At 70.0% G+C, this 22,816-nt stretch carries 20 protein-coding genes, 1 other RNA gene and 1 pseudogene; 20 read left to right on the top strand and 2 right to left on the bottom strand.

Annotated features, from left to right (window positions below; genetic code table 11):
• The first annotated feature begins 73 nt into the window (after positions 1–73).
• The 3 genes from ribH (at position 74) to thiL (ending at position 2,186) form a co-directional block, all read left to right on the top strand.
• On the top strand, positions 74–541 hold the full coding sequence (ribH, locus tag AC3A5K_RS07160; protein ID WP_487616799.1) for a 6,7-dimethyl-8-ribityllumazine synthase: 468 nt from the start codon (positions 74–76) through the stop codon (positions 539–541).
• Positions 538–1,002 carry a transcription antitermination factor NusB gene (gene nusB / locus AC3A5K_RS07155; RefSeq protein ID WP_487616798.1) on the top strand — a complete coding sequence of 155 codons (465 nt, stop codon included), beginning with the start codon at positions 538–540 and terminating at the stop codon, positions 1,000–1,002. Before ribH ends, nusB begins: the two co-directional genes overlap by 4 nt.
• A 218-nt stretch (positions 1,003–1,220) precedes the next feature.
• A complete protein-coding gene (gene thiL, locus AC3A5K_RS07150) occupies positions 1,221–2,186 on the top strand; it encodes a thiamine-phosphate kinase (RefSeq protein WP_487616797.1) in 966 nt (321 codons plus the stop codon).
• Between the two features lie 238 nt (positions 2,187–2,424).
• Here the strand turns inward: thiL and AC3A5K_RS07145 are convergent, their stop codons facing one another.
• Together AC3A5K_RS07145 and AC3A5K_RS07140 are read right to left on the bottom strand one after the other, a co-directional pair.
• Positions 2,425–2,805: a YraN family protein gene (locus AC3A5K_RS07145; protein ID WP_487616796.1), complete on the bottom strand. Its 381-nt coding sequence runs from the start codon at positions 2,803–2,805 to the stop codon at positions 2,425–2,427.
• Entirely contained in the window at positions 2,802–4,028 is a 1,227-nt protein-coding gene (locus tag AC3A5K_RS07140) for a penicillin-binding protein activator (RefSeq protein ID WP_487616795.1), read from the bottom strand. Before AC3A5K_RS07140 ends, AC3A5K_RS07145 begins: the two co-directional genes overlap by 4 nt.
• A 56-nt stretch (positions 4,029–4,084) precedes the next feature.
• Here AC3A5K_RS07140 and rsmI point away from each other — a divergent pair, with 56 nt between their 5' ends.
• The 17 genes and pseudogenes from rsmI to lpxC all read left to right on the top strand — a co-directional run bounded on the left by rsmI (position 4,085) and on the right by lpxC (position 22,662).
• Positions 4,085–4,924 (top strand): 16S rRNA (cytidine(1402)-2'-O)-methyltransferase, encoded by an 840-nt coding sequence (gene rsmI, locus AC3A5K_RS07135; protein WP_487616794.1) that lies wholly within the window; start codon positions 4,085–4,087, stop codon positions 4,922–4,924.
• A gap of 5 nt (positions 4,925–4,929) precedes the next feature.
• Positions 4,930–5,778: a PDZ domain-containing protein gene (locus AC3A5K_RS07130; protein WP_487616793.1), complete on the top strand. Its 849-nt coding sequence runs from the start codon at positions 4,930–4,932 to the stop codon at positions 5,776–5,778.
• 66 nt (positions 5,779–5,844) lie between these two features.
• Positions 5,845–6,197, top strand: an RNA gene (gene rnpB / locus AC3A5K_RS07125) — RNase P RNA component class A.
• A 423-nt stretch (positions 6,198–6,620) separates the two neighbouring features.
• Positions 6,621–7,070: a division/cell wall cluster transcriptional repressor MraZ gene (gene mraZ, locus AC3A5K_RS07120; RefSeq protein WP_487616792.1), complete on the top strand. Its 450-nt coding sequence runs from the start codon at positions 6,621–6,623 to the stop codon at positions 7,068–7,070.
• Positions 7,067–8,026, top strand: a pseudogene (gene rsmH / locus AC3A5K_RS07115) (16S rRNA (cytosine(1402)-N(4))-methyltransferase RsmH); the annotation flags it as partial. The gene mraZ and the pseudogene rsmH, both read left to right, overlap by 4 nt.
• An 8-nt stretch (positions 8,027–8,034) precedes the next feature.
• Positions 8,035–8,304, top strand: a complete 270-nt coding sequence (ftsL, locus tag AC3A5K_RS07110; protein WP_487616791.1) for a cell division protein FtsL — start codon at positions 8,035–8,037, stop codon at positions 8,302–8,304.
• A gap of 83 nt (positions 8,305–8,387) precedes the next feature.
• Positions 8,388–10,190, top strand: coding sequence for a peptidoglycan D,D-transpeptidase FtsI family protein (locus tag AC3A5K_RS07105; RefSeq protein WP_487617076.1), 1,803 nt, complete (start codon positions 8,388–8,390; stop codon positions 10,188–10,190).
• 8 nt (positions 10,191–10,198) lie between these two features.
• Positions 10,199–11,689 carry a UDP-N-acetylmuramoyl-L-alanyl-D-glutamate--2,6-diaminopimelate ligase gene (locus tag AC3A5K_RS07100; RefSeq protein WP_487617075.1) on the top strand — a complete coding sequence of 497 codons (1,491 nt, stop codon included), beginning with the start codon at positions 10,199–10,201 and terminating at the stop codon, positions 11,687–11,689.
• Entirely contained in the window at positions 11,686–13,068 is a 1,383-nt protein-coding gene (locus AC3A5K_RS07095; protein ID WP_487616790.1) for a UDP-N-acetylmuramoyl-tripeptide--D-alanyl-D-alanine ligase, read from the top strand. The genes AC3A5K_RS07100 and AC3A5K_RS07095 overlap by 4 nt, the downstream gene beginning before the upstream one ends.
• Complete coding sequence (mraY, locus tag AC3A5K_RS07090; RefSeq protein WP_487616789.1) at positions 13,058–14,143, top strand: phospho-N-acetylmuramoyl-pentapeptide-transferase; 1,086 nt, start codon at positions 13,058–13,060, stop codon at positions 14,141–14,143. The genes AC3A5K_RS07095 and mraY overlap by 11 nt, the downstream gene beginning before the upstream one ends.
• The gene (ftsW, locus tag AC3A5K_RS07085; protein ID WP_487616788.1) at positions 14,143–15,471 is read left to right on the top strand and encodes a putative lipid II flippase FtsW; all 1,329 of its coding nucleotides are present in this window, start codon (positions 14,143–14,145) and stop codon (positions 15,469–15,471) included. Before mraY ends, ftsW begins: the two co-directional genes overlap by 1 nt.
• Positions 15,468–16,931 carry a UDP-N-acetylmuramate--L-alanine ligase gene (gene murC, locus AC3A5K_RS07080; protein ID WP_487616787.1) on the top strand — a complete coding sequence of 488 codons (1,464 nt, stop codon included), beginning with the start codon at positions 15,468–15,470 and terminating at the stop codon, positions 16,929–16,931. Before ftsW ends, murC begins: the two co-directional genes overlap by 4 nt.
• Positions 16,928–17,887 carry a D-alanine--D-alanine ligase gene (locus AC3A5K_RS07075; RefSeq protein ID WP_487616786.1) on the top strand — a complete coding sequence of 320 codons (960 nt, stop codon included), beginning with the start codon at positions 16,928–16,930 and terminating at the stop codon, positions 17,885–17,887. Before murC ends, AC3A5K_RS07075 begins: the two co-directional genes overlap by 4 nt.
• Complete coding sequence (locus tag AC3A5K_RS07070; protein ID WP_487616785.1) at positions 17,884–18,690, top strand: cell division protein FtsQ/DivIB; 807 nt, start codon at positions 17,884–17,886, stop codon at positions 18,688–18,690. Before AC3A5K_RS07075 ends, AC3A5K_RS07070 begins: the two co-directional genes overlap by 4 nt.
• Positions 18,687–19,922, top strand: a complete 1,236-nt coding sequence (ftsA, locus tag AC3A5K_RS07065) for a cell division protein FtsA (RefSeq protein ID WP_487616784.1) — start codon at positions 18,687–18,689, stop codon at positions 19,920–19,922. Before AC3A5K_RS07070 ends, ftsA begins: the two co-directional genes overlap by 4 nt.
• A gap of 198 nt (positions 19,923–20,120) precedes the next feature.
• Positions 20,121–21,392: a cell division protein FtsZ gene (ftsZ, locus tag AC3A5K_RS07060; RefSeq protein WP_487616783.1), complete on the top strand. Its 1,272-nt coding sequence runs from the start codon at positions 20,121–20,123 to the stop codon at positions 21,390–21,392.
• Positions 21,393–21,753: 361 nt separating this feature from the next.
• Entirely contained in the window at positions 21,754–22,662 is a 909-nt protein-coding gene (gene lpxC, locus AC3A5K_RS07055; protein WP_487616782.1) for a UDP-3-O-acyl-N-acetylglucosamine deacetylase, read from the top strand.
• The last annotated feature ends 154 nt before the right edge of the window (positions 22,663–22,816 follow it).

The raw sequence follows: 22,816 nt of genomic DNA, 5'->3' as shown, positions 1-22,816 counted from the left end.
GCACCGCCGCCGGTGGTCGCGTGGACGACGCGGTAAACTCCACGCCCCCCTGTCCACGAGGCGTCGCCCTCCGATGAGCCATTTCGAAGGCGACCTGCGTGCGCCCGCCGGCGCCCGCTACGCGATCGTCGCCAGCCGCTGGAATCCCAAGATCACCGACACCCTGGTCGCCGGCGCGCGCAAGGCCTTCGCCGACCACGGTGTGGCCGAGGATGCGGTCGACGTCATCCGGGTGCCGGGTGCCTGGGAGATTCCGGTCGCCTGCGCGCATCTGGCGGCCGGCGGCCGCTACGCCGCGCTGCTCGCGTTGGGCTGTGTGGTGCGCGGCGACACCCGCCATTACGAACAGGTTGCCGACGGCTGCAGCGATGCGCTGATGCGCGTCGCGCTCGATAGCCGCGTGCCGGTTGCCAACGGCGTGCTGGCGGTCGAGGACTATGCCGACGCCGAGAAGCGCGCCGGCGGCAACCACGGCAACAAGGGCGAAGAAGCCGCGCTCGTCGCGATCGAAATGAGTCATCTGCTGGAAAAAATCGCATGAACCAGACCCGCAACCGGACCGGTATCGACCCTGTGCTGCGCTCGCGCGCACGTCGACGCGCGCTGCAGGCCGTCTACGCGATGCAGATGTCGGGCACCGAACCGCGCGAGATCGTCGCCCAGTTCGCCCACGAGCAGGCCAAGGAAGTCGCGGATCTCGCGTATTTCGAGGACCTGGTGCACGGCGTGGGCACGCGCTACCGCGAACTGGACGCCGCGCTGCTGCCGTTTCTGGACCGCACCATCGACGAGGTCGATCCGATCGAGCGCGCGATGCTGCGCATCGCCGCCTACGAGCTGCAGCACCGCATCGACGTGCCGTATCGCGTGGTCATCGACGAGGCGTTGAAGACGGTCAAGCGCTTCGGTTCGGAGCACGGCCACACCTACGTCAACGGCGTGCTCGACCGCGCCGCCGCGGAATGGCGCGCGCCCGAGGTCGGGGCGCCGCGCGACCGCTGATCCCGGAGTCCGATACGCCATGGCACGCACCGTCCGAATGTCCGCTGTCCCGAGGGCGTGTCGCGTCGGCGGGTTGCAGGCCGTGGCATCGCCGGCAACGGATCGCGGAACCTGCAGTCGACCTGCACGCATCCGTCGCGCGCTGCGCGACGGTGCAACGTACGCGTTGACGCTGCGATGCCGGCGGGATGCACGCGGGCGGCGCGAGGCGCTGACGCATGGCCGGTGAGTTCGATCTGATCGCGCGCATCCGCGAGCGCGCCGTGCAGCGCGACGATGTGGATCTCGGCATCGGCGACGATGCGGCCGTACTGGCCATTCCGCCCGGCCTGCAGCTGGTCGTAGGCATGGATACGCTCAATGCGGGCGTGCACTTTCCGCACGACACCGCGCCCGCCGACATCGGCTGGAAGGCGCTGGCGGTCAACCTGTCCGATCTCGCCGCGATGGGCGCCACGCCGGCGTGGTGCACGCTGTCGCTGTCCCTGCCTGTGGCCGAGCCCGCGTGGCTCGACGCGTTCCTCGACGGATTCGAAGCACTCGCGTGGCCGCATGCGGTCGCGCTGATCGGCGGCGACACCACGCGCGGGCCGTTGTCGATCTGCGTGACCGCGCATGGGTTCGTCGCGCCCGGTCGCGCGCTGCGGCGCGATGCGGCCCGGACTGGCGACGACATCTGGGTCAGCGGCACGCTGGGCGATGCCGCGGGCGCGCTGTTGCAGTGGCGCGGCGGCGGTGCGCGTGACGCTGCGCTGCGTGCGCGGCTCGACCGGCCGGTGCCACGGGTCGCATTGGGCGATGCGCTGGCCGGCATCGCGCATGCGGCAATCGACATCTCCGACGGCCTGCTGGCCGACCTCGGCCACATCGCGCAGGCGAGCGGGCTGGGCGCGGCGGTCGACATCGCGACCTTGCCGGCGTCGGCGACCCTGCGATCCGCCTTCGATACCGCGACCTGCCGCACGCTGCAGGCCACCGGCGGCGACGACTACGAACTCTGCTTCACCGCGCCGGCCGACGTGGCCGATGCGGTGCTCGACGCCGCGCGCGTCTCGGTCACGCCGGTGACGCGGATCGGCCGCATGGTCGCGGGCACCGGCGTCACGGCGCATGTGGCGGGGGCGCCATGGCAAGCGCCCGCAGCGGGCTGGGACCATTTCGCGACGCCGGCGACGGACGGCTGACCGTCCCGTTGTAGGGCGCGCAGGCACGATGACGGTTCCAGCGTGTCGCGAGATCCCTGATTGGCCGGAGATCCTCGCAGCGCACCGACGCGATTGGCGGGTCTACGACGACGCGCCGGATCCGCGCTGGTCCTCTGTTGCGACAGCGCGCATGTGGGCAGAGGGCGTTGGTGTCAGGCGATGTCGACGACATCGCCGCGCAGCAACACGGTGTGCGGCAGGCGCTTCCCGCAAACGCTCAGTCGTCAGCGCGAAACGCGTCACGCACCCAGTGCAGCACCGGCGCCGCGGGATCGCCTTCGGCCGCCACCACGTCGAACCGGCAGGCCAGATCGCGCAGTGCGCGGTGCTGGGCGAGGAACTGCTGCGCGGCCAGGATCACGCGTCGGCGCTTGCCTGCATCCACCGAGGCCAGGCCGCCGCCGAATGCATTGGAGCGGCGATGGCGGACCTCGACGAACACCACGGTGCGCGTGGGGCCGTCGCCGTCCAGCATCACCAGGTCGAGTTCACCGCCGCGGTAGCTGGCGTTCGCCTCGACCAGGCGCAGCCCGGCCGTTTCGAGATGCGCGCGGGCCGCACGCTCGACCTCGGCGCCGGCCTCGCGGCGTGCGGTCAACCGCCGCCTTCCGCCTGTGCGATGTGGCCGCCGCGCCAGGTCGCCCAGGCGGGCTGACGCATGACGTTGCCGTCGGCCGCCACGCGCAGCACACCGGTCGCGCCTTCGATCGAAGCCTCGGTGTTGCGCGACAGATACTCGAGATGGCCGCTCAGCAGCCAGGCGTCGTAGCCGAACGCGAACAATCGGCCGGCGCCACCGCGTGCAGTCGGCAGATCGGCGGCGACGGACGCGTGCGGCGGCAGGGCGCGCGGGCCCGCACCGGCGGTCCAGCGTTCCGTCGGGAACACGATGCCGTCGAGGATCTGGTCTTCCTGCGCCTGGCCGGTGCCCTGGGTCAGCTGCGCCGTGCCCACCTGCGGACGGCCGCCGAGGCCGGCCACCGACAGCTGCGGCACCACCACGCGCGCCTGGTTGCCGCGAATGGCGAGGAACACCGCATCCACGCCGACCTCCGACACGACCGCATTGCGGAACACCTCGGTCTGGTCGGCCGGGGTGTCGCCGACGATGGCGACCGTGCCGGTGATCGAACCGCCGGCCTGGGTCAGGCGGGCGCGCAGGGCATCCACGCTGCGGCGTGCGTTGTCGTCGCCGTTGCTGAGCACCAGCACATTGCGTGCGTTGCGCGCCAGCAGGTACTGGGCCGCGGCGTCGCCTTCGTCTTCCGGCGCCAGCGAGAACGCAGCGGCGTTGTCCGGTGCCGCCGACGGGCCGCGGTTGAGTGCCAGCACGGGCACCGTGGGCACGGCCGAGAACAGCGCGCCGACCTCGTCCCGGCCCAGCGGCCCGACGATCTGGTCCGCGCCTTCTGCAATCGCGCGCGCATAGGCGGCCGACGTGCCCGACGCGGTGCCGGCGGTGTCGTAGAACGCGAGTTCGGGGCGCTCGCGGCGTTCGCCGTAGTAGCCGGCCAGCAGGCCGTCGCGGACCGGCGCCGCCGCCGTGGCCAGGCTGCCGCTCATCGGCAGCAGCACAGCGAGCTTGCGCGGCGGGCGGTAGCCGTCGCGGTCGGCGGCGGGGCGATCGCTTTCGAAGGTCCAGCGGCCCGGGTCGACGGGCGCGGTCGGTTCCGGCGCCACGCTCGTGGCGCTGCCGGTGGTCTGCACGGTCGCGCAGCTCGCCAGCAGGGCGGCCAGCGACAGCGAAATCGCCGCGCGCAGGGCGTGGCGTTGGACGCGCTGCGTCGCGCGGGCGGTGAGTGCCTGGGACAGTGCTGCCATGTCGCGGTTCCGCTGCGGGATAATGGCCGCATTCTAGCGTTCCCGGTGTGCAGACGATGAGCGACCTTTCCCGCGCCCCCGGCGTCCTGCATGTCGTGGCGACGCCCATCGGCAATCTGGGCGATCTGTCGCCGCGCGCGCAGGCGACATTGCGCAGCGTCGACGCGATCTGCGCCGAGGACACCCGGCACACCCGGCAGCTGCTGGGTCACTTCGGCATCGAGCGTGCGCTGGTCGCCCTGCACGAGCACAACGAGGACGCGCTGGCCGAGCGCCTGGTCGCGCGCCTGCAGGCCGGCGAGTCGCTGGCCCTGGTCAGCGATGCCGGCACGCCGCTGGTCAGCGATCCCGGCTTCCGGTTGGTGCGCGCGGCCCGCGCGGCCGGCCTGCGGGTGTCGCCCGTGCCCGGCCCGAGCGCCCTGATCACCGCGCTCAGCGTGGCCGGCCTGCCCAGCGACCGCTTCGTGTTCGAGGGTTTCCTGCCGGCCAAGGCCAGTGCACGCCGCGAGCGCCTGCAGGGGCTGGTCGCCGAACCGCGCACGCTGCTGTTCTACGAATCCTCGCATCGCATCGACGAGATGCTGGCCGACGCCGTGCAGGCCTTCGGCGCGGATCGCCCGGCGGTGCTCGCGCGCGAATTGACCAAGCTGTTCGAGACCGTGCTGGACGGGACGCTCGGCGCCCTGCACGCGCAGGTGCTGGCCGACGCCAACCAGCGCAAGGGCGAATTCGTGGTGCTCATCGAAGGGGCCGGCGAGGATGCCGACGCCCGGCTCGCGGAGGGGCGGCGCGTCTACGGCCTGCTCAGCGCGCAGCTGCCGCCGTCGACCGCCGCCAAGCTGGCTGCCGACATCACCGGTGCGCCGCGCAAGGCGCTGTACGGCGGTGGTGCATGACCGCGATGCGCGCGCTGGCGACCGTCTTGGCCGCGGGCCTGCTGTCGGCGCCGGCGCACGCGCTGGACGTGACCCCGGCGCTGGCCGGCCTGTGCGAGGTCGCGGATGCCGGCGACGCGACGCTCGAGCAGCGGTTGGCCGAGCAGGCGGACGATCCCGCCGGGCGGGCCGAGCTCGAGACGCAGCTCGCGGACATGGTGATCCGCCATGTCACCGGTCATACGGTGGTGTCCGCCCTGCGCCTGCAGGCGCATTGCCGGACGCTGCTGGACACCGCCCCGGACGATCCCGATGGCAGCCGGGCCGACCTCGCCGAGACGCTGCGCACGTTTGAAGGCGCGCATGCGCGGGTCTGCTCGGCGCCCCAGTGGCAGGCCTGGCGCGACCGGCTGGCGGCGCAGCCGGACACGGCGCCGATCGCGGAGATGCCGCCGGCCGTGCTGCCGGACGGGCTGGCCGAATGCCGGGCGGCGCTGCTGACCCAGGGCGAGCTGCTGGAGCGGGGCATTCCGATGCTGGTCGAGGACGCCCGGGTCGGGCAGCTGTGGCAACGCGACGGCGCGCCCGACGCGCAGCGGCGGACGATCGGCATCCAGTTGAACGGGGCGCGGGTCGGTGGCGTGCTGCCGGGACGATCGGCCGCCCGCGCGGGTCTGGCCGCCGATGATCTCATCCTGGCCATCGACGGCGTCCCGGTCTGGGGCGAGCTGGGCATCCTCCACGCGCTGCACGTCGCCACCGGCGACCGGGTGCGGATGGAGGTGCGCCGGATCGACGTGATGCGGGCCCAGGTGACGCAGCACGCGTTCGACGTAGTGCTCGAAGACGCCCCGCCGGCGGGCGCGTCCGACTGAGCCGGGCGGCGTGCAAACGCCTGAAACGCTCGCGAAGAGGCGCCGCATGCGACAATCCGTCCCGGCGGAGTCGGCCGGACAGTCGCGTCATCAGCACCATCGATGCCGAGGAAAGTCCGGGCTCCACAGGGCACGGTGCCAGGTAACGCCTGGGCGGCGCGAGCCGACGGAAAGTGCAACAGAAAGATACCGCCCAAGACTGCTTCGGCAGGACGGCAAGGGTGAAATGGTGCGGTAAGAGCGCACCGCGAGCCTGGTAACAGGCCGGCACGGCAAACCCCACCGGGAGCAAGACCAAATAGGGACCTCATGACGTGGCCCGCGTCGGGTCCGGGTAGGTTGCTCGAGCGTATCGGTGACGATGCGCCTAGAGGAATGACTGTCCACGACAGAACCCGGCTTACAGGCCGGCTCCGCCACTTTTCTCCCCACCGCGCCCGCATCGACCGATGCGGGCGCGGTGCGTTTGCACGCAGGACGGGGGCGGTGGTCACGGAATTTCGCGCAACTGTGACGATCCGGGTCACATGAACAGGCACTTCGTCAGGGCGGCGTCCGCATGGCGTGAGGGTTTCGTAAAGGCCGCGTGAGGGCGGCGTGCAGACACCTGAACCGACCGAAATCTCAAAATTTGAGACGAAACAACCGCTTGTGGATAAAGCTTGAACAAGTCTGTGAACATTGCTGCAAGTCATTGACCGGACAGGCGAAAGTGCGCCTCCAAAGCTGTTGACAACCCTTGTGGCCAGTCCTAAGGTGGCGCCTCGTGGGAAAACCGGGAATTTAGTGGTTTTCCGTCGCACAAGCCCGCGCAAGACGGGCGCCAACCGGGCAGGATCAACGTGTTCCAGGGCGAGACCGCCATCACCATCGACGACAAGGGCCGACTGGCGATTCCGACCGCCTATCGGGACCTGATCGCGCGCGAGTGCGGCAACCGTCTGGTCCTGACCTACAACCCCTTCGATGCGGGCAGCCTCTATCTCTATCCGTACGCGGTCTGGGAAAGCGTTCGCGACAAGGTCAACGCGCTGCCCCGCACCCGTTCGGCGAACCGCACGCTGCAGCTGAAGCTGGTCGGCGCGGCGACGATCCTCGAGCCCGACGCCAGCGGCCGCATCGGCATCGCCCCCAGCCAGCGCAACACCGTCGGCATCGAGCGGCGGGCCGTGCTGGTCGGCATGGGCGACAAGTTCGAGCTGTGGAGCGAGCAGGCGCACCAGGCCCAGATCCGTCAGACGCTCAGCGACGACGACATGGCCGGTGACGATCTCGAGGGACTGCAGTTGTGACCGGGGGTGGTACGGATGAACCGTCCGGCCACCTCCCGGTGCTGTATGCGCAAGTCCTCGAGGGCCTGGGCGTACGCGAAGACGGGCGGTATCTGGACGGCACCTTCGGTCGCGGCGGACATGCGGCCGGTGTGCTGGAGCGTCTCGGCCCCGGAGGTCGGCTGCTGCTGATGGACAAGGATCCCGACGCGATCGCCGTGGCCGACGCCCGTTTCGGCGGCGACGCGCGCGTGTCGATCCACCGCGGCAGCTTCACCGATCTCGCCACCTGGAGCGCCGCGTCCGAAGCGCCGCTGGACGGCATCCTGTTCGACCTCGGCGTGTCCTCGCCGCAGCTCGACGTGGCCGGCCGCGGTTTCAGCTTCGGCAAGGACGGCCCGCTCGACATGCGCATGGATCCCGACGCCGGCGAAAGCGCCGCCGAGTGGCTGGCGCATGCGTCCGACACCGAGATCGCCGACGTGTTGTGGACCTTCGGCGAAGAGCGCATGAGCCGCCGCATCGCGCGCGCCATCGTGGCCCGCCGTGCGGAAGCGCCGTTCACCCGCACCGGCGATCTCGCCGCGGTGATCGCGGCCAACGTGCCGCGCGGCAAGTCCAAGCCGGGCCAGAAGGAGACCCATCCGGCCACGCGCGCGTTCCAGGCGATCCGCATCCACATCAACCGCGAACTGGCCGATCTCGAAGCCGGGCTCGACGCCGCGCTCGACGCCCTGCGTCCCGGCGGACGGCTCGCGGTGATCAGCTTCCATTCGCTGGAAGACCGCATCGTCAAGCGCTTCATCGCCGGCCATGCCAAGGCGCCGGCCGGCAACCGCCGCCTGCCCGAGGCTGCGCCGTTCGAGCCGGTGCTGCGTGTGTGCAGCGGTGCGATCAAAGCCGACGAGACCGAGCTGCGCGCCAATCCGCGCGCCCGCAGCGCCGTGCTGCGCGTGGCCGAAAAGCTCGCGCCGGGCGGTGCCGCATGACCTTCGGCCGGCTCCTGATCGCCGTGCTGCTGGCGGGCAACATCGTCACCGCGATCGGCGTGGTGCACGCGCGCCACGACTATCGCCAGCTCTACGTCGAACTGACGCGCCTGGAGCGCGCCCGTGACGAACTCAACGTCGACTTCGGCCGGCTGCAGCTCGAACAGGCCACCTGGGCGATGAGCAACCGCGTCGACCAGGTCGCGCGTGAGCGCCTCGGCATGCGCTTCCCCGAGACCGCCGAGATCGTGGTGGTGCGGCCGTGAACTTCCGCAAGTTCATCAAGACCGGCGACGGCCACGCCAAGAAGCCGCGCAAGCGCGCGCAATTCGATCTGCGCCTGCGTCTGATGCTGGTCGGCGGCGCACTGGCACTGGGCGCGGTGGCGCTGGTCGGCCGCGCGGTGGACCTGCAGCTGATCGACAACGCGTTCTACCAGCAGAAGGCCGATGCGCGCTTCCGCCGCGAAGTGCCGATCCCGGCTTCGCGCGGCATGATCACCGACCGCAACGGCGAGCCGCTGGCGATCTCCTCGCCGGTCGAGTCGCTGTGGATCAATCCGCAGGAACTGAGCAAGCATCCCGATCGTCTGCCGGAACTGGCCGAGGTCACCGGCCTGCCGGTCGAGGATCTGGCGCGTGAGGTCTCGCAGCGCGCCGAACGCGAGTTCATGTACGTGCCGCGCCACCGCCGGATCAGTCCCGCGGCGGCCAAGCGCGTGCTCGATCTCGGCGTGCCGGGCGTGTTCTCGCAGCGCGAATACCGCCGGTTCTACCCGCAGGCCGATGCGGTCGCACACGTGCTGGGCTTCACCAACATCGACGACCGCGGCCAGGAAGGCGTGGAGCTGGCGTTCGACGAATGGCTGGCCGGTCGCCCGGGCGCGCAGAACGTGATCCGCGACCGCCACGGCCGCATCGTCGAGCACGTGAACCTGGTGCGCGCCGCCGAGCCGGGCAAGGACCTGGTGCTGAGCATCGACCGGCGCATCCAGTTCTTGGCCTATCGCGAACTCAAGCACGCGCTCGAGGAAACCGGTGCCAGCGCCGGCTCGATCGTGGTGCTGGAAGTGTCGACCGGCGAAGTGCTGGCGATGGCCAATCTGCCCTCGTACAACAACAACCGCGTCACCGGCGAGAACCGCGACGCGCACCGTAACCGTGCGGTCACCGATCTGATCGAGCCGGGTTCGACGATGAAGCCGCTGACGGTCGCGGCCGGCCTCGAGATGGGCGTCATCACCCCGACCAGCACGTTCAACACCAGCCCGGGCTGGATTCCGAACGGCCGCTTCCGTACCACCGATTTCCGCAACTACGGCGTGCTCGACACCACAGGCATCATCACCAAGAGCTCCAACGTCGGCGTGTCGCTGATCGTACAGAAGCTGCAGAACCAGCAGTTCTACGACTTCCTGCGGCGCATGGGCTACGGCCAGAGCACCGGCAGCGGATTCCCCGGCGAAGCCGCGGGCCTGTTCCCCGATCCCTCGCGCTGGAGCGGCACCAGCAAGCAGACGATGTCCTACGGCTACGGCCTGTCGGCGACGCCGCTGCAGATCGCGCACGCCTACGCCACGCTGGGCAATCGTGGCCGCGCGATCGCGCCGACCTTCGTCAAGGGCCACGCCGGCGAAGCGCGCCAGGTGCTCGATCCGGGCATCGCCGACGAGGTGATGCGCATGATGCAGACCGTCACCGAGCCAGGCGGCACCGCAACGCGCGCGGCGATCCTCGGTTATCACGTGGCCGGCAAGACCGGCACCGCGCGCAAGGCGACCGGCGGCAGCTACGCCCGGCGTTACGTCGCGTTCTTCGCCGGCCTGGTGCCGGTGGAAAATCCGCGTTTCGCGATGGCCGTGGTCATCGACGATCCCGACACTTCGCGCAACATGTACGGCGGCGGTTACGTCTCGGCGCCGGTGTTCCAGCGGGTCATGGACGGCGCGCTGCGCCTGATGGACGTGCCGCCGGACGATATCGACACCTGGCTGGCGGCGCAGGCCGAAGCCGATGCCAAGCGTGCGCGCGAACAGGGCCGGGCCACGCCGCCTGCCGCTGCGCCGACACCGACGCCTGCAGCGCCGGCGCCTGTCGCCGCGGTGCAGGCCGTGCCCGTGGCCGCCCTCCGCGCCGCCGGAGGCGAACGATGAGCCGCACGCTGCCGCTGCGCACGCTGTTGCCGGACGTCGACGCCGTGCCGGCCGATCTGATGATCTCCGGCCTCGTGCAGGACAGCCGCGCGCTGCGCGCCGGCGATGCCTTCGTGGCGATCGGCGGCTTCGGCACGCACGGTCTGCACTTCGTCGACCAGGCCCATGCCGCGCAGGCGGCGACGATCCTGTTCGAGCCGCCGGTGCCGGCCGACGTGCCGCCGGCACCTGCCGATGCGATCGCCGTGCCCGGCCTGCGCGCGCGCATGGGCGCGATGGCCGACGTCTTCCACGGCCGGCCGTCGCGGGCGATGACGATGTTCGGCGTGACCGGCACCAGCGGCAAGACCTCGACGGTGCAGCTGCTGGCGCAGGCGCTCGAGGCCGTGGGTCAGCGCGCCGGCACCATCGGCACGCTGGGTGCGGGCCTGCATGGCGTGGTCGAACCGACCGGTTTCACCACGCCGCTGGTGCTGCAGACCCATTCGCTGCTCGCGCAGTTGCGCGACGCCGGCGCGCAGGCGGTGGCGATGGAAGTCAGCTCGCACGCGCTCGACCAGGGCCGCGTCGATGCGGTGCATTACGACGTCGCGGTGTTCACCAATCTCACCCGCGACCATCTCGATTACCACGGCGACATGGCCGGCTACGGCGCGGCGAAGGCGAAGCTGTTCGTGCGCGAGGGCCTGAAGGCCGCCGTCATCAACATCGACGACGCCTTCGGCGCGACGCTGCCGGCGCAGCTGGCCGACAGCGTCCGCGCGCTGACGGTCAGCGCGCGGACGGTCAGCGCCGCGGATCGCGCCGAGGCCGACATCGCCGCGCGCGACATCGTGCTCGACGCCGACGGCCTCGCGTTCTCGCTGCGCATCGACGGCGGCTGGCATCCGGTCCGCTCGCCGCTGCTCGGCCGCTTCAACGTCGACAACCTGCTGGTCGCGGCCGGCGTGCTGCTGGCCCTGGGGCACGGCGCGGCCGACATCGCGCGCGTGCTGGGCACGTTGCAGCCGATTCCCGGCCGCATGAACCGCTTCGGCGGCGGCGCGGCGCTGCCGCTCGTCGTCGTCGACTATTCGCACAAGCCCGATCCGCTGGAACAGGCGCTGCAGTCGCTGCGCGGGCACCTGGCCGGTGAACTGGTCTGCGTATTCGGCTGCGGCGGCGAGCGCGATGCCGGCAAGCGCCCGCAGATGGCGGCGATCGCCGAGGCCCAGGCCGACCGCGTCATCGTCACCGACGACAATCCGCGCCGCGAAAACGGCGATGCCATCGTGGCCGACATCCTGGCCGGCTTCGCCCGGCCCGATGCGGTCACCGTCGAGCGCGACCGCGGCCGCGCCATCGCGCGCGCGATCGGCGAGGCCGGCCCGGGCGACATCGTGCTGATCGCCGGCAAGGGTCACGAGCCCTACCAGGAGATCGACGGCGTGCAGCATGCATTCGACGACCGCGTCGTCGCCCAGGCCGCGCTTGCGGCGCGCGCGGAGGTCCGGTCATGACGCCGATGTCGCTCGCCCACATCGCGCAGCGGGTCAACGGCCGCCTGCACGGCGCCGACGGTGCGCTGCAGATCGACGCCGTCGTCACCGATACCCGTCGCCTCGACGCGGCGGACACCCGTGGCCGCCTGTTCGTGGCGCTGGCCGGTGCGAATTTCGACGGGCACGACCATGTCGCACGTGCGGCCGAACTGGGCGCCCATGCGGCGCTGGTCGCGCGCCCGCTGGATCTGCCGCTGCCGCAGATCGTGGTCGCCGATCCGCAGCGCGCGCTCGGCCAGCTGGCAGGCGCCGTGCAGCGCGCACGCGCCACCTGCGTCATCGGCATCACCGGCAGCAACGGCAAGACCAGCGTCAAGCAGTTGGTGGTCGGGATCCTGTCGCGGCATGCGCCGACCTGCTTCAACCCCGGCAACTTCAACAACGAGATCGGGCTGCCGCTGTCGGTGCTCGACGCGCCGGAAGACGCGCATTTCTCGGTCTACGAGATGGGCGCCGGGCAGCCGGGCGACATCGCCTACCTGACCGGCATCGCGCGTCCCGACATCGCCCTGGTCAACAACATCGCGCCGGCGCACATGGAACGCATGGGCAGCCTGCTCGGCATCGCCGACACCAAGGCCGCCATCTACGATGCGCTGCCGGTCGACGGCACCGCGGTGATCAACGCTGACGACGCGTTCGCGCCGTACTTCGCCGAACGCGCGCACGGCCACCGCCTGCTGCGCTTCGGGCTCGACGCCACGGCCGACATCACCGCGAATGCGATCCGCAGCGACGCGACCGGATCGCGCTTCCACCTGATCACGCCGGCGGGCGAGGCCGAGGTCGCGCTGCCGCTGCCCGGTCGACACAACATCCGCAACGCGCTGGCCGCCACCGCGATCGCGCTGGCCGTCGACGTGCCGCTGGCGACGATCGTTGCTGCACTGGACGCCGCCGAGCCCGTCGCTGGTCGCCTGGTCCGCCACACGCTGCGCAATGGCGCGGTGCTGGTCGACGACAGCTACAACGCCAACCCCGGCTCGCTGCTCGCGGCGATCGACACGCTGGCCGCGCAGGACGGCGACCGCTGGCTGGTGCTGGGCGACATGCGCGAGCTGGGCGCCGACGCGGCCGCGATGCACGGCCAGGCCGGTCTGCGCGCGAAGGCGGCCGGCATTGCGCGGCTGTACGCGCTGGGCCCGCTGAGCGCCGAAGCCGCCACCGCGTTCGGTGACGGCGCACGACATTTCGATTCGCACCAGGCGCTCGCCGATGCACTGCAGGCCGACCTGCACGACGGCGCGCGCCTGCTGGTGAAGGGCTCGCGCGGCAGTGCGATGGACAGGGTGGTCGACGCACTGCTCGCCGTACAGGGAACACACGATGCTGCTTGAACTCGCACGCTGGCTGCAGGGGCTGGACGACTTTTTCACGTTGTTCGAGTACCTCACGCTGCGCGGCATCCTGGCGGCGCTGACCGCGCTGGCGCTCTCGCTGTGGCTCGGCCCGGCGGTGATCCGCCGGCTGGCCCAGTACAAGGGCGGCCAGCCGATCCGCAGCGACGGTCCGCAGACCCATTTCTCCAAGGCCGGCACGCCGACCATGGGCGGTGCGCTGATCCTGCTGACCGTGCTGGCGTCGGTGCTGCTGTGGGCGGACCTGCGCAACAAGTACGTGTGGGTGGTGATGGCGGTGATGGTCACCTTCGGTGCGATCGGCTGGTACGACGACTGGATCAAGATCGTCCGCCGCGATCCCAACGGCCTGAAGTCGCGCTGGAAGTACCTGCTGCAGTCGATCCTCGGCCTCGCGGCCGGCCTGTACCTGTACCTGTATGCCGACGTCCCGGCCGCGACCACGTTCTACGTGCCGCTGTTCAAGTCGATCGCGCTGCCGCTGGCCGGCATCAGCTTCGTCGCGATCGCCTACTTCTGGATCGTCGGTTTCTCGAACGCGGTGAACCTCACCGACGGCCTCGATGGCCTGGCGATCATGCCGACGGTGCTGGTCGCCTGTGGCCTCGGCGTGTTCGCGTATGCCTCGGGCAACGCGGTGTTCTCGAACTATCTGCAGATTCCGCAGGTGCCGGGCGCGGGTGAGCTTGTGATCATCTGCGCGGCGATCGCCGGGGCCGGGCTCGGCTTCCTGTGGTTCAACACGTACCCGGCCATGGTCTTCATGGGCGACATCGGTGCGCTGGCGCTCGGCGCCGTGCTCGGCACGATGGCGGTGATCGTGCGCCAGGAACTGGTGCTGGTGATCATGGGCGGCATCTTCGTCATCGAGACGCTGTCGGTGATGATCCAGGTCGCCAGCTTCAAGCTGACCGGCAAGCGCGTGTTCCGCATGGCGCCGATCCATCACCACTTCGAACTCAAGGGCTGGCCCGAGCCGCGCGTGATCGTGCGCTTCTGGATCATCTCGGTGATCCTGGTGCTGATCGGCCTCGCCACGTTGAAGGTGCGCTGATGGCCGCGACCTACGACAGCGTCAGCGCCCGCCAGGCCACGCGCCTGGACGACATCCATGGTCGTTTCGACCCGTGGCTGGTCGGCATCGTGGTCTCGATCGCGACGCTCGGCGTGATCATGGTCGCGTCCAGCTCGATCGCGGTCGGCGAGGACATGCACGTCGGCCGCTACTACTTCCTGACGCGCCATCTGATGTTCCTCGCGCTGGGCCTCGGCCTGGCCGCGGCGGTGATGCGCACCGAGCTCAAGACGATCGAGAAGTACGACCGCTTCGTGCTGGTGATGTGTGCGGGCCTGCTGCTGCTGGTGTTCGTGCCGGGGCTGGGCCGCTCGGTCAACGGCGCGCACCGCTGGATCACCGTGGGCGTGTCCAACTTCCAGGTGGTCGAAGCGGTCAAGGTCATCTACATCGTCTGGCTGTCGAGCTACCTGGTGCGCTTCCGCGACGAGGTCAACGCGACCTGGGGCGCGATGCTCAAGCCGATCGGCGTCGCCGTGGTGCTGGTGGCGCTGCTGCTGCTGCAGCCCGACTTCGGGTCCTCGATGCTGCTGCTCGGCGTGACCGCGGGCATGCTGGTGCTCGGCGGCGGCCATCTGAAGCGGATGATGCTGCCGGTGCTGGCGCTGCTGCCGGCCGTGGTCGGCGTCGCGGTGATGGAGCCCTACCGCCTGCGTCGCATCACCTCGTTCATGGATCCGTGGCAGGACCAGCTCGGCGCCGGCTACCAGCTCAGCAATGCGCTGATGGCGGTGGGCCGCGGCGAACTCACCGGCGTCGGCCTCGGCGCATCGGTACAGAAGCTGTCCTACCTGCCCGAAGCGCATACCGATTTCATCTTCTCGGTGCTGGCCGAGGAACTGGGCTTCGTCGGAGTCTGCCTCGTGGTCGCGCTGTTCGCGGGACTGGTCGGGCGCGCGCTGTGGATCGGCCTGAAGTGCGTCGAGATGCGCCGCCACTTCGCCGGTTATTGCGCCTTCGGTGTCGCGCTGATGATCGGCATGCAGAGCCTGGTCTCGATCGGCGTGAACCTGGGCCTGCTGCCGACCAAGGGCCTGACCCTGCCGCTGGTCTCGTCGGGCGGCTCCAGCGTGATGATGACCTGCGTCGCGCTCGGCCTGCTGCTGCGCGTGTCCTACGAACTCGATCGCGCCCAGCGCCAGGTCGCCCGGCTGCGCGGCGATGCCGCACCGTCGGCGCCCGCCGGGCCCGTCCCCACCACACCGCAGCCGCCGCTGCCGGTCGCGCCGGCGCCTGCGCCGGTGCGCGGCACCAGTCGGCTGCGCCAGCGCGTCGAACCGAAGTTCGACGCCGGGAGCCCCGCATGATCCGCCGCCTGCACGACACCCGCGGCCAGTCGAAGGAAGACTTCGCCAAGGTCTTCTCGCGCGTCCATTTCGTCGGCATCGGCGGCACCGGCATGAGCGGCATCGCCGAGGTGCTGTGCACGCTGGGCTATACGGTGTCCGGTTCGGACACCGCCGACAGCGCGGCCACGCGCCGGCTCGCGCGCCTCGGCGCCACCGTGCACCGCGGCCATGCCGCGGCCAACGTGCTGGGCACCGACTGCGTGGTCGTGTCCAGCGCGATCCGCCACGACAATCCCGAGCTGATGGAAGCGCGCGCGCAGCGCATTCCGATCGTGCCGCGCGCGGAGATGCTGGCGGAACTGATGCGCTTCCGCCGCGGCATCGCAGTCGCGGGCACGCACGGCAAGACCACGACGACCTCGCTGACCGCCAGCGTGCTGGCCGAAGGCGGCATGGATCCGACCTTCGTCGTCGGCGGCCAGCTGCTCGCAGCCGGCGCCAATGCGCGTCTCGGCAGCGGCGACTGGCTGGTGGCCGAAGCCGACGAGAGCGACGGCAGCTTCCTGCGCCTGAATCCGCTGGTCGCGGTGGTCACCAACATCGACGCCGACCATCTCGAGAACTACGGCGGCGACTTCGCCCGCGTGCAGGAGGCGTTCGCCGAATACCTGCATCGCCTGCCGTTCTACGGGCTGGCCGTGCTGTGCATCGACGATCCCGAGGTCGCGCGCCTGGCGGCCAGCGTGCCGCGCCACATGATGACCTACGGCCTGTCGGCCGAGGCAGACGTGCGCGCCGAGGCCATCCGCCAGGACGGCGCATCGATGCGCTTCACTCTGTGCCTGCCGGAGAACGTGCGCATCGAAGCGCATCTCGCGCTGCCCGGTCACCACAACGTGCTCAACGCGCTGGCCGCGGCGGCCGTGGGCTGGCAGCTCGGCGTGGCGCCCGAGGCGATCGTCGCCGCGCTGGGATCCTTCGAAGGCATCGGCCGCCGCTTCAACCTGCTCGGCGAACTGGTCACGCCGACCGGCGCACGCGTGCAGCTGGTCGACGACTACGGCCATCACCCCAAGGAACTCGCCGCGGTGTTCGCCGCCGCGCGTGGTGGCTGGGGCGACCGGCGTCTGGTCGTCGCATTCCAGCCGCACCGCTACAGCCGCACCCGCGCGCTGTTCGACGATTTCGCCGGTGTGCTGTCGGATGTCGACGCGCTGGTGCTGACCGAGGTCTATCCCGCAGGTGAAGCGCCGATCGCCGGCGCGGACGCGAAGACCCTGGCGCGTGCGATCCGCGCGCGGGGCCGCATCGAACCGGTGGTCGTCGGCAGCGCCGAAGACCTGGCCGGCGTGCTGCCCGACATCCTGCAGGACGGCGATCTGTTGCTGATGATGGGCGCCGGTGACATCGGCGCGGCCGTGCAGCAGCTCGTGCAGTCCGGCTTCCAGCCGCGTGCGTCCACGGAGGTCACGCCGTGAGCCGGACGTTGCCGCCGCCGCGCTTCACCGATCCGGCCGTGTTCGGCCGCGTCGCCGTGCTGCTCGGTGGTCCGGGTTCCGAGCGCGAAGTTTCGCTGCAGTCGGGGCAGGGCGTGCTGGATGCGCTGCGCGCTCGCGGCGTCGATGCACATGCCGTCGACGGCGTGCCGGCGCTGGCCCAGGACATCATGGCCGGCCGCTTCGACCGCGTGTTCAACATCCTCCATGGCGGCGACGGCGAGAACGGCGTGGTCCAGGGCCTGCTCGACGCGTTCGCGATTCCGTACACCGGCTCGCGCGTGCTCGGCTCGGCGCTGACGATGGACAAGATCCGCACCAAGCAGGTGTGGATGAGCCAGGGCCTGCCGACGCCGCGCTTCGAGCGCCTGCCGCAAGGCGCCGACCTGCGCGCGGCGGCGGCGACGCTGGGCTACCCGGTGTTCGTCAAGCCCGCCTGCGAAGGCTCGAGCGTCGGCGTGTTCCGTGTGCTCACGGCCGACGATCTGGCGCCGGCGATCGAATTCGCGGCCGCGTATCCGGGCGAACTGCTGATGGAACAGATGGTGCGCGGCGACGAACTGACCGTCGGCATCATCGGCGACGTGGCGCTGCCGTCGATCCGCATCGTGCCGGCCGGCGAGTGGTACGACTACCACGCCAAGTACATCGCCGACGACACCCAGTACCTGTGCCCGGGCCTGTCGCCCGACGCGGAACGCGAGATCGGCGCACTGGCGCTGGCGGCGTTCCGCGCCGTCGACTGCAGCGGCTGGGGACGGGTGGACGTCATGCGTGACGTCGAGCGCGGCCTGCAGCTGATCGAAGTGAACACCGCACCGGGCATGACCAGCCATTCGCTGGTGCCCAAGGCAGCTGCGCAGGTCGGTATCGACTACGCCGCGCTGTGCTGGCGCGTGCTCGAAGCGACCCTGCCCCAGGAGGTTGCCGCGCGATGAGCCAGGCCTTCGCCACCACGTTGCGCGTCCTCGCCTGGACGCTGGCGCTTGCGCTGGTGGTGTTCCCGGTCGTGGCCGTGCTCAACGGCTGGATCGGCGCGGACCGCTGGCCGCTGCGCGTCCTGCGCATCAACGACGGCCTGCAGCAGGTGGATGTCGCGCGCGTGCGCGAAACCGTGCTGCCGCATGCGCAGCGCGGCTTCTTCGCGATCGATCTCGCCCAGGCGCAGCGCGATGTCGCGCGTCTGCCGTGGGTGGCCGGCACGGACGTGCGCAAGCGCTGGCCCGACGTGCTCGACGTGCGCATCGCCGAACACGTGCCGTTCGCGCACTGGGGCGAGGATCGCCTGCTGTCGACGCGTGGCCGGCTGTTTTCGGCCGACGGCGTCGACGTGCCAGCCGCGATGCCGCACTTCGAAGGCCCCGAAGCGCGCGTGCCGGACATCGTCGCGCTGTACAACGAATCGCGCGACCTGTTCCGCCCGGCCGGCGTCGAGGTGGACAGCGTCGTCCTCGACGCGCGCGGCAGCTGGCAGCTGCGCCTGTCCAACGGCACCGACGTCATCGTCGGCAGCCAGGAAGCGCGCCTGCGCCTGTCGCGGTTCGCGCGCATGTTGCCGCACCTGGTCGCCAACCGTCCGCAGCCGCTGACGCGCGCGGACCTGCGTTACACCAACGGCTTCGCGCTGGTCTGGGGCGACGCGCCCGCGCCCGCGGCCGCCGCCGCCGCTGCACCCGCACCTGCACCCGTACGTCCGGTCGCGCACCGGTCTTCCTCTTCCGTTTCCGGTTTCCCCGCATGAATCGCAAAGGCGACAAGACGCTCATCGTCGGACTCGACATCGGCACCTCCAAAGTGGTGGCGCTGGTTGGCGAGTACTCGCCCGGCAATCCGATCGAAGTGATCGGCATCGGCAGCCACGAATCGCGCGGGCTCAAGCGCGGTGTGGTGGTCGACATCGAATCGACGGTGCAGTCGATCCAGCGCGCCGTCGAAGAAGCCGAACTGATGGCCGGCTGCGAGATCCGCTCGGTCTACGCGTCGATCTCCGGCAACCACGTGCAGTGCCGCAATTCGCCGGGCATCGTGCCGATCCGCGACAACGAAGTGACGTGGGCCGATCTCGATCGCGTGCTCGACGCCGCCAAGGCCGTCGCGATTCCCGCCGACCAGAAGATCCTGCATGCGATCCCGCGCGAGTACGTGCTCGACGATTCGCAGGAAGGCATCCGCAATCCCGTTGGCATGACCGGCGTGCGCCTCGAGGTGCATGCGCATCTCGTCGTCTGCGCGCAGTCGGCCGCCGCCAACATCAGCAAGTGCGTGCAGCGCTGCGGCCTGCAGATCGACGATCTGATCCTGTCGTCGCTGGCGTCGAGCACCGCGGTGCTGACGTCCGACGAGCGCGAACTCGGTGTGGTGCTGGTCGACATGGGCGCGGGCACGACCGACCTTGCGGTGTTCGTGCAGGGCGCGATCAGCCACACCGCGTCGCTGCCGATCGCCGGCGACAAGGTCACGGAAGACATCGCGCACATGCTGCGCACGCCGACGCCGGAAGCCGAGCAGATCAAGGTCCGCTACGCCTGCGCACTGGCGCAGCTGGCGACCAGCGAGGAATCGATCCAGGTGCCGAGCGTCGGCGATCGTCCGCCGCGTCGCCTGCCGCGCCAGTCGCTGGCGCAGGCGGTGCAGGCGCGCTACGAGGAAATCTTCGAGATGGTGCAGGCCGAACTGCGCCGCTCGGGCTTCGAGCAGCACGTGCGCGCCGGCATGGTGCTCACCGGCGGCGCCGCAAAGATGGAAGGCGTCGTCGAACTGGCCGAGGAAATGCTGCAGATGCCGGTGCGCGTGGGCATTCCGCAGCACGTGACCGGCCTGGGCGAAGTGGTCGGCAATCCGGTCCACGCCAGTGGCGTGGGCCTGCTGCTGATGGGCAGCCAGATCGAGCATCCGCGCAGGCCGGTGATCTCCACCGGACGTGCCGGCGGATTGCTGCGGAAATTGAAGACCTGGTTCAACGGCGAGTTCTGACGAACTCGCCGGGTGATTGGTGATTCGGGATTGGTGATTCGGAAGGGCAAGGGCAGGGCGGCGGCGAAGACAGCGGTACCGGAAATGCGTTTAAACAACTAACAACACGCCGGATGGCGATCAGGAGAGGCGGTTCGCTTTGTCGAATCCCCAATCACGAATCCCCAATCACGGCTCTCAAACAAGAGGACGACGGACATGGCACATTTCGAACTCGTGGAAAAGATGGCACCCAATGCGGTGATCAAGGTCATCGGCGTGGGCGGCGGCGGCGGCAACGCGGTCGCGCACATGGTCAACAACAGCGTGGACGGCGTTGAGTTCATCACCGCCAACACCGACGCACAGGCGATCAAGAACTGCGGCGCCAAGCTGCAGCTGCAGCTCGGCAGCAGCGTCACCAAGGGCCTGGGCGCTGGCGCGAATCCGGAAGTCGGCCGTCAGGCCGCGCTGGAAGATCGCGAAATCATCATGGACGCGCTGCAGGGAGCCGATATGGTCTTCATCACCGCCGGCATGGGCGGCGGCACCGGCACCGGCGCGGCGCCGGTCGTCGCGCAGCTGGCCAAGGAGATGGGCATCCTGACCGTCGCCGTGGTCACCAAGCCGTTCCCGTTCGAAGGCCGTCGCCGCATGCAGGTCGCGCTTAAGGGCATCGAAGAGATGTCGGCGCATTGCGACTCGCTGATCACCATTCCCAACGAGAAGCTGATCACCGTGCTCGGCCGCAACGCCACGATGATCCAGGCCTTCCGCGCCGCCAACGACGTGCTGCTGGGCGCCGTGCAGGGCATCGCCGACCTGATCGTCCGTCCGGGCCTGATCAACGTCGACTTCGCCGACGTGCGCACCGTGATGTCCGAGATGGGCCTGGCGATGATGGGCACCGGTTCGGCGCGTGGCGACGACCGTGCGCAGGCCGCTGCCGAAGCCGCGATCCAGAACCCGCTGCTCGACGACGTCAACCTGGCCGGCGCCAACGGCATCCTGGTCAACATCACCGCCGGTGCGGATTTCACGATGGCCGAGTTCGACGAAGTCGGTCGCACCGTCGAGAACTTCTCCAGCGAAGACGCCACCATCGTCATCGGCACCGTGCTCGATCCGGACATGCAGGACGAAGTCCGCGTGACCGTCGTCGCGACCGGTCTGAACCGCTCGCCCGCGCGCGCCACCGGCTATTCCGGCGAAGGCGCCGGCCGTGGCAAGCCGCAGGTGCAGCTGATCAGCAACAACCAGCGTGGCGTCCGTGACGGCACCACCGGCATGCTGATCGACGACGAAGCCGACGCCGTGAGCCCGTACAGCCCGGGTCACAGCATCGCGGCGTCGCTGCGTGGCAATGCGACGCAGACGGCCGGCCGTGCGACGCCCGCACGCAACGAATCGGCCGATGCGCCGAAGACCGCCGATTTCGGCAACGACAACTACCTGGACATCCCGGCGTTCCTGCGTCGTCAGGCCGACTGAGCCTGGACGCGCGCGTCGCAGCCGTGCCGGCACCGGATCTCCGGTGCCGGGCCGGCGCTGCGTTGCGCGCGGAAGGGCCCGCTGGCCGGTCCGGCTGGTCCAGGCCCGTGTTCCTGTCGTTCTCGTGATCGCGATGACGCGTTGTCCGCGCGTCGTCGACCTTTTGTCCACCGGGCCTGCCCGGCCCGGTGGACGTTTTATCCGACCGGTCCGCCTGCGCGGGTCGTGATGCCGCCTCACGGGCAATGGCGTGCCGGCCTGCACTTCGTTCAGGTTCAGCAGGCCCCGTGATAATCTGCCCCCCATTCCGATGACGGCCCGATGTCGGCGGCTGCCGGAACCTCTCCTTTCCGGAACTCCCATGCCCCGGCAACGCACCATCAAGAACGTGATCCGCGCGACGGGCGTCGGCCTGCACAGCGGGGAAAAAGTGTTCCTGACCCTGCGCCCGGCTGCGCCGGATACCGGTATCGTGTTCCGCCGTGTCGATCTCGACCCGGTGGTCGAGATTCCTGCCGATGGCCATCTGGTCACCGAGACCACGCTGTGTACCGGCCTGAGCCGCGGCACGGCCAACGTGCAGACCGTCGAGCACCTGATGTCCGCACTCGCGGGCCTGGGCGTCGACAATCTCTATATCGAACTGTCCGCGGCCGAAGTGCCGATCATGGACGGCTCGTCGGGCCCGTTCGTCTTCCTGCTGCAGTCCGCAGGCGTGGTCGAGCAGGACGCCCCCAAGCGCTTCATCCGCGTGCTCAAGCCGGTGGAAGTGCGCGAGGGCGACAAGATCGCGCGCTTCGAGCCCTACGACGGTTTCAAGCTCGATTTCACCATCGCCTTCGATCATCCGGCGATTCCGGTCGCGCAGTCGCGCGCCGAGGTGGAGTTCTCGACCGAGGCCTACATCCGCGAGGTCAGCCGCGCGCGCACGTTCGGTTTCATGCGTGATCTTGAGTACATGCGCGAGCGCAACCTCGGCCTCGGCGGCTCGATGGACAACGCGATCGTGCTGGACGAGTTCCGCGTGCTCAACGACGACGGCCTGCGCTACGCCAACGAGTTCGTGCGCCACAAGATCCTCGACGCGGTGGGCGACCTGTATCTGGCCGGCCATCCGATTCTGGGCTGCTTCGTCGGCTACAAGTCGGGCCACGCGCTCAACAACAAGCTGGTCCGCGCGCTGCTCGAAGAGCGCACCGCGTGGGAGACGGTCAGCTTCGACCAGAAGGCGGAGGCCCCGGTCGCCTACGGCATTCCTGTCGCAGTCTGAGCGGCACGTGCCTGACCACATGCACGTGCGTCGCGGTGCATGACAGCGCGGTATCCGGGCTGGTTTAACGCCTGGTTAACACTTTCTTCCTGAATCGCCGGCGCCCACTTAACGTTCGGGCCGCCGAGCCCCGGTAGGATGCGCCGTCCCCTTC

Source organism: Luteimonas sp. Soil_C_5 (assembly GCF_057656615.1).
This window is presented reverse-complemented; position numbering and strand designations above follow the sequence as displayed.

Excerpts from the sequence above, each read along its gene's own strand:
- murC (WP_487616787.1), top strand. The coding sequence starts at position 15,468 with ATGATCCGCCGCCTGCACGACACCCGCGGCCAGTCGAAGGAAGACTTC.
- AC3A5K_RS07130 (WP_487616793.1), top strand. The coding sequence starts at position 4,930 with ATGCGCGCGCTGGCGACCGTCTTGGCCGCGGGCCTGCTGTCGGCGCCG.
- thiL (WP_487616797.1), top strand. The coding sequence starts at position 1,221 with ATGGCCGGTGAGTTCGATCTGATCGCGCGCATCCGCGAGCGCGCCGTG.
- ftsA (WP_487616784.1), top strand. The coding sequence starts at position 18,687 with ATGAATCGCAAAGGCGACAAGACGCTCATCGTCGGACTCGACATCGGC.
- AC3A5K_RS07095 (WP_487616790.1), top strand. The coding sequence starts at position 11,686 with ATGACGCCGATGTCGCTCGCCCACATCGCGCAGCGGGTCAACGGCCGC.
- AC3A5K_RS07140 (WP_487616795.1), bottom strand. The coding sequence starts at position 4,028 with ATGGCAGCACTGTCCCAGGCACTCACCGCCCGCGCGACGCAGCGCGTC.
- ftsW (WP_487616788.1), top strand. The coding sequence starts at position 14,143 with ATGGCCGCGACCTACGACAGCGTCAGCGCCCGCCAGGCCACGCGCCTG.
- nusB (WP_487616798.1), top strand. The coding sequence starts at position 538 with ATGAACCAGACCCGCAACCGGACCGGTATCGACCCTGTGCTGCGCTCG.
- ribH (WP_487616799.1), top strand. The coding sequence starts at position 74 with ATGAGCCATTTCGAAGGCGACCTGCGTGCGCCCGCCGGCGCCCGCTAC.
- ftsZ (WP_487616783.1), top strand. The coding sequence starts at position 20,121 with ATGGCACATTTCGAACTCGTGGAAAAGATGGCACCCAATGCGGTGATC.
- AC3A5K_RS07070 (WP_487616785.1), top strand. The coding sequence starts at position 17,884 with ATGAGCCAGGCCTTCGCCACCACGTTGCGCGTCCTCGCCTGGACGCTG.
- ftsL (WP_487616791.1), top strand. The coding sequence starts at position 8,035 with ATGACCTTCGGCCGGCTCCTGATCGCCGTGCTGCTGGCGGGCAACATC.
- AC3A5K_RS07105 (WP_487617076.1), top strand. The coding sequence starts at position 8,388 with ATGCTGGTCGGCGGCGCACTGGCACTGGGCGCGGTGGCGCTGGTCGGC.
- mraY (WP_487616789.1), top strand. The coding sequence starts at position 13,058 with ATGCTGCTTGAACTCGCACGCTGGCTGCAGGGGCTGGACGACTTTTTC.
- lpxC (WP_487616782.1), top strand. The coding sequence starts at position 21,754 with ATGCCCCGGCAACGCACCATCAAGAACGTGATCCGCGCGACGGGCGTC.
- rsmI (WP_487616794.1), top strand. The coding sequence starts at position 4,085 with ATGAGCGACCTTTCCCGCGCCCCCGGCGTCCTGCATGTCGTGGCGACG.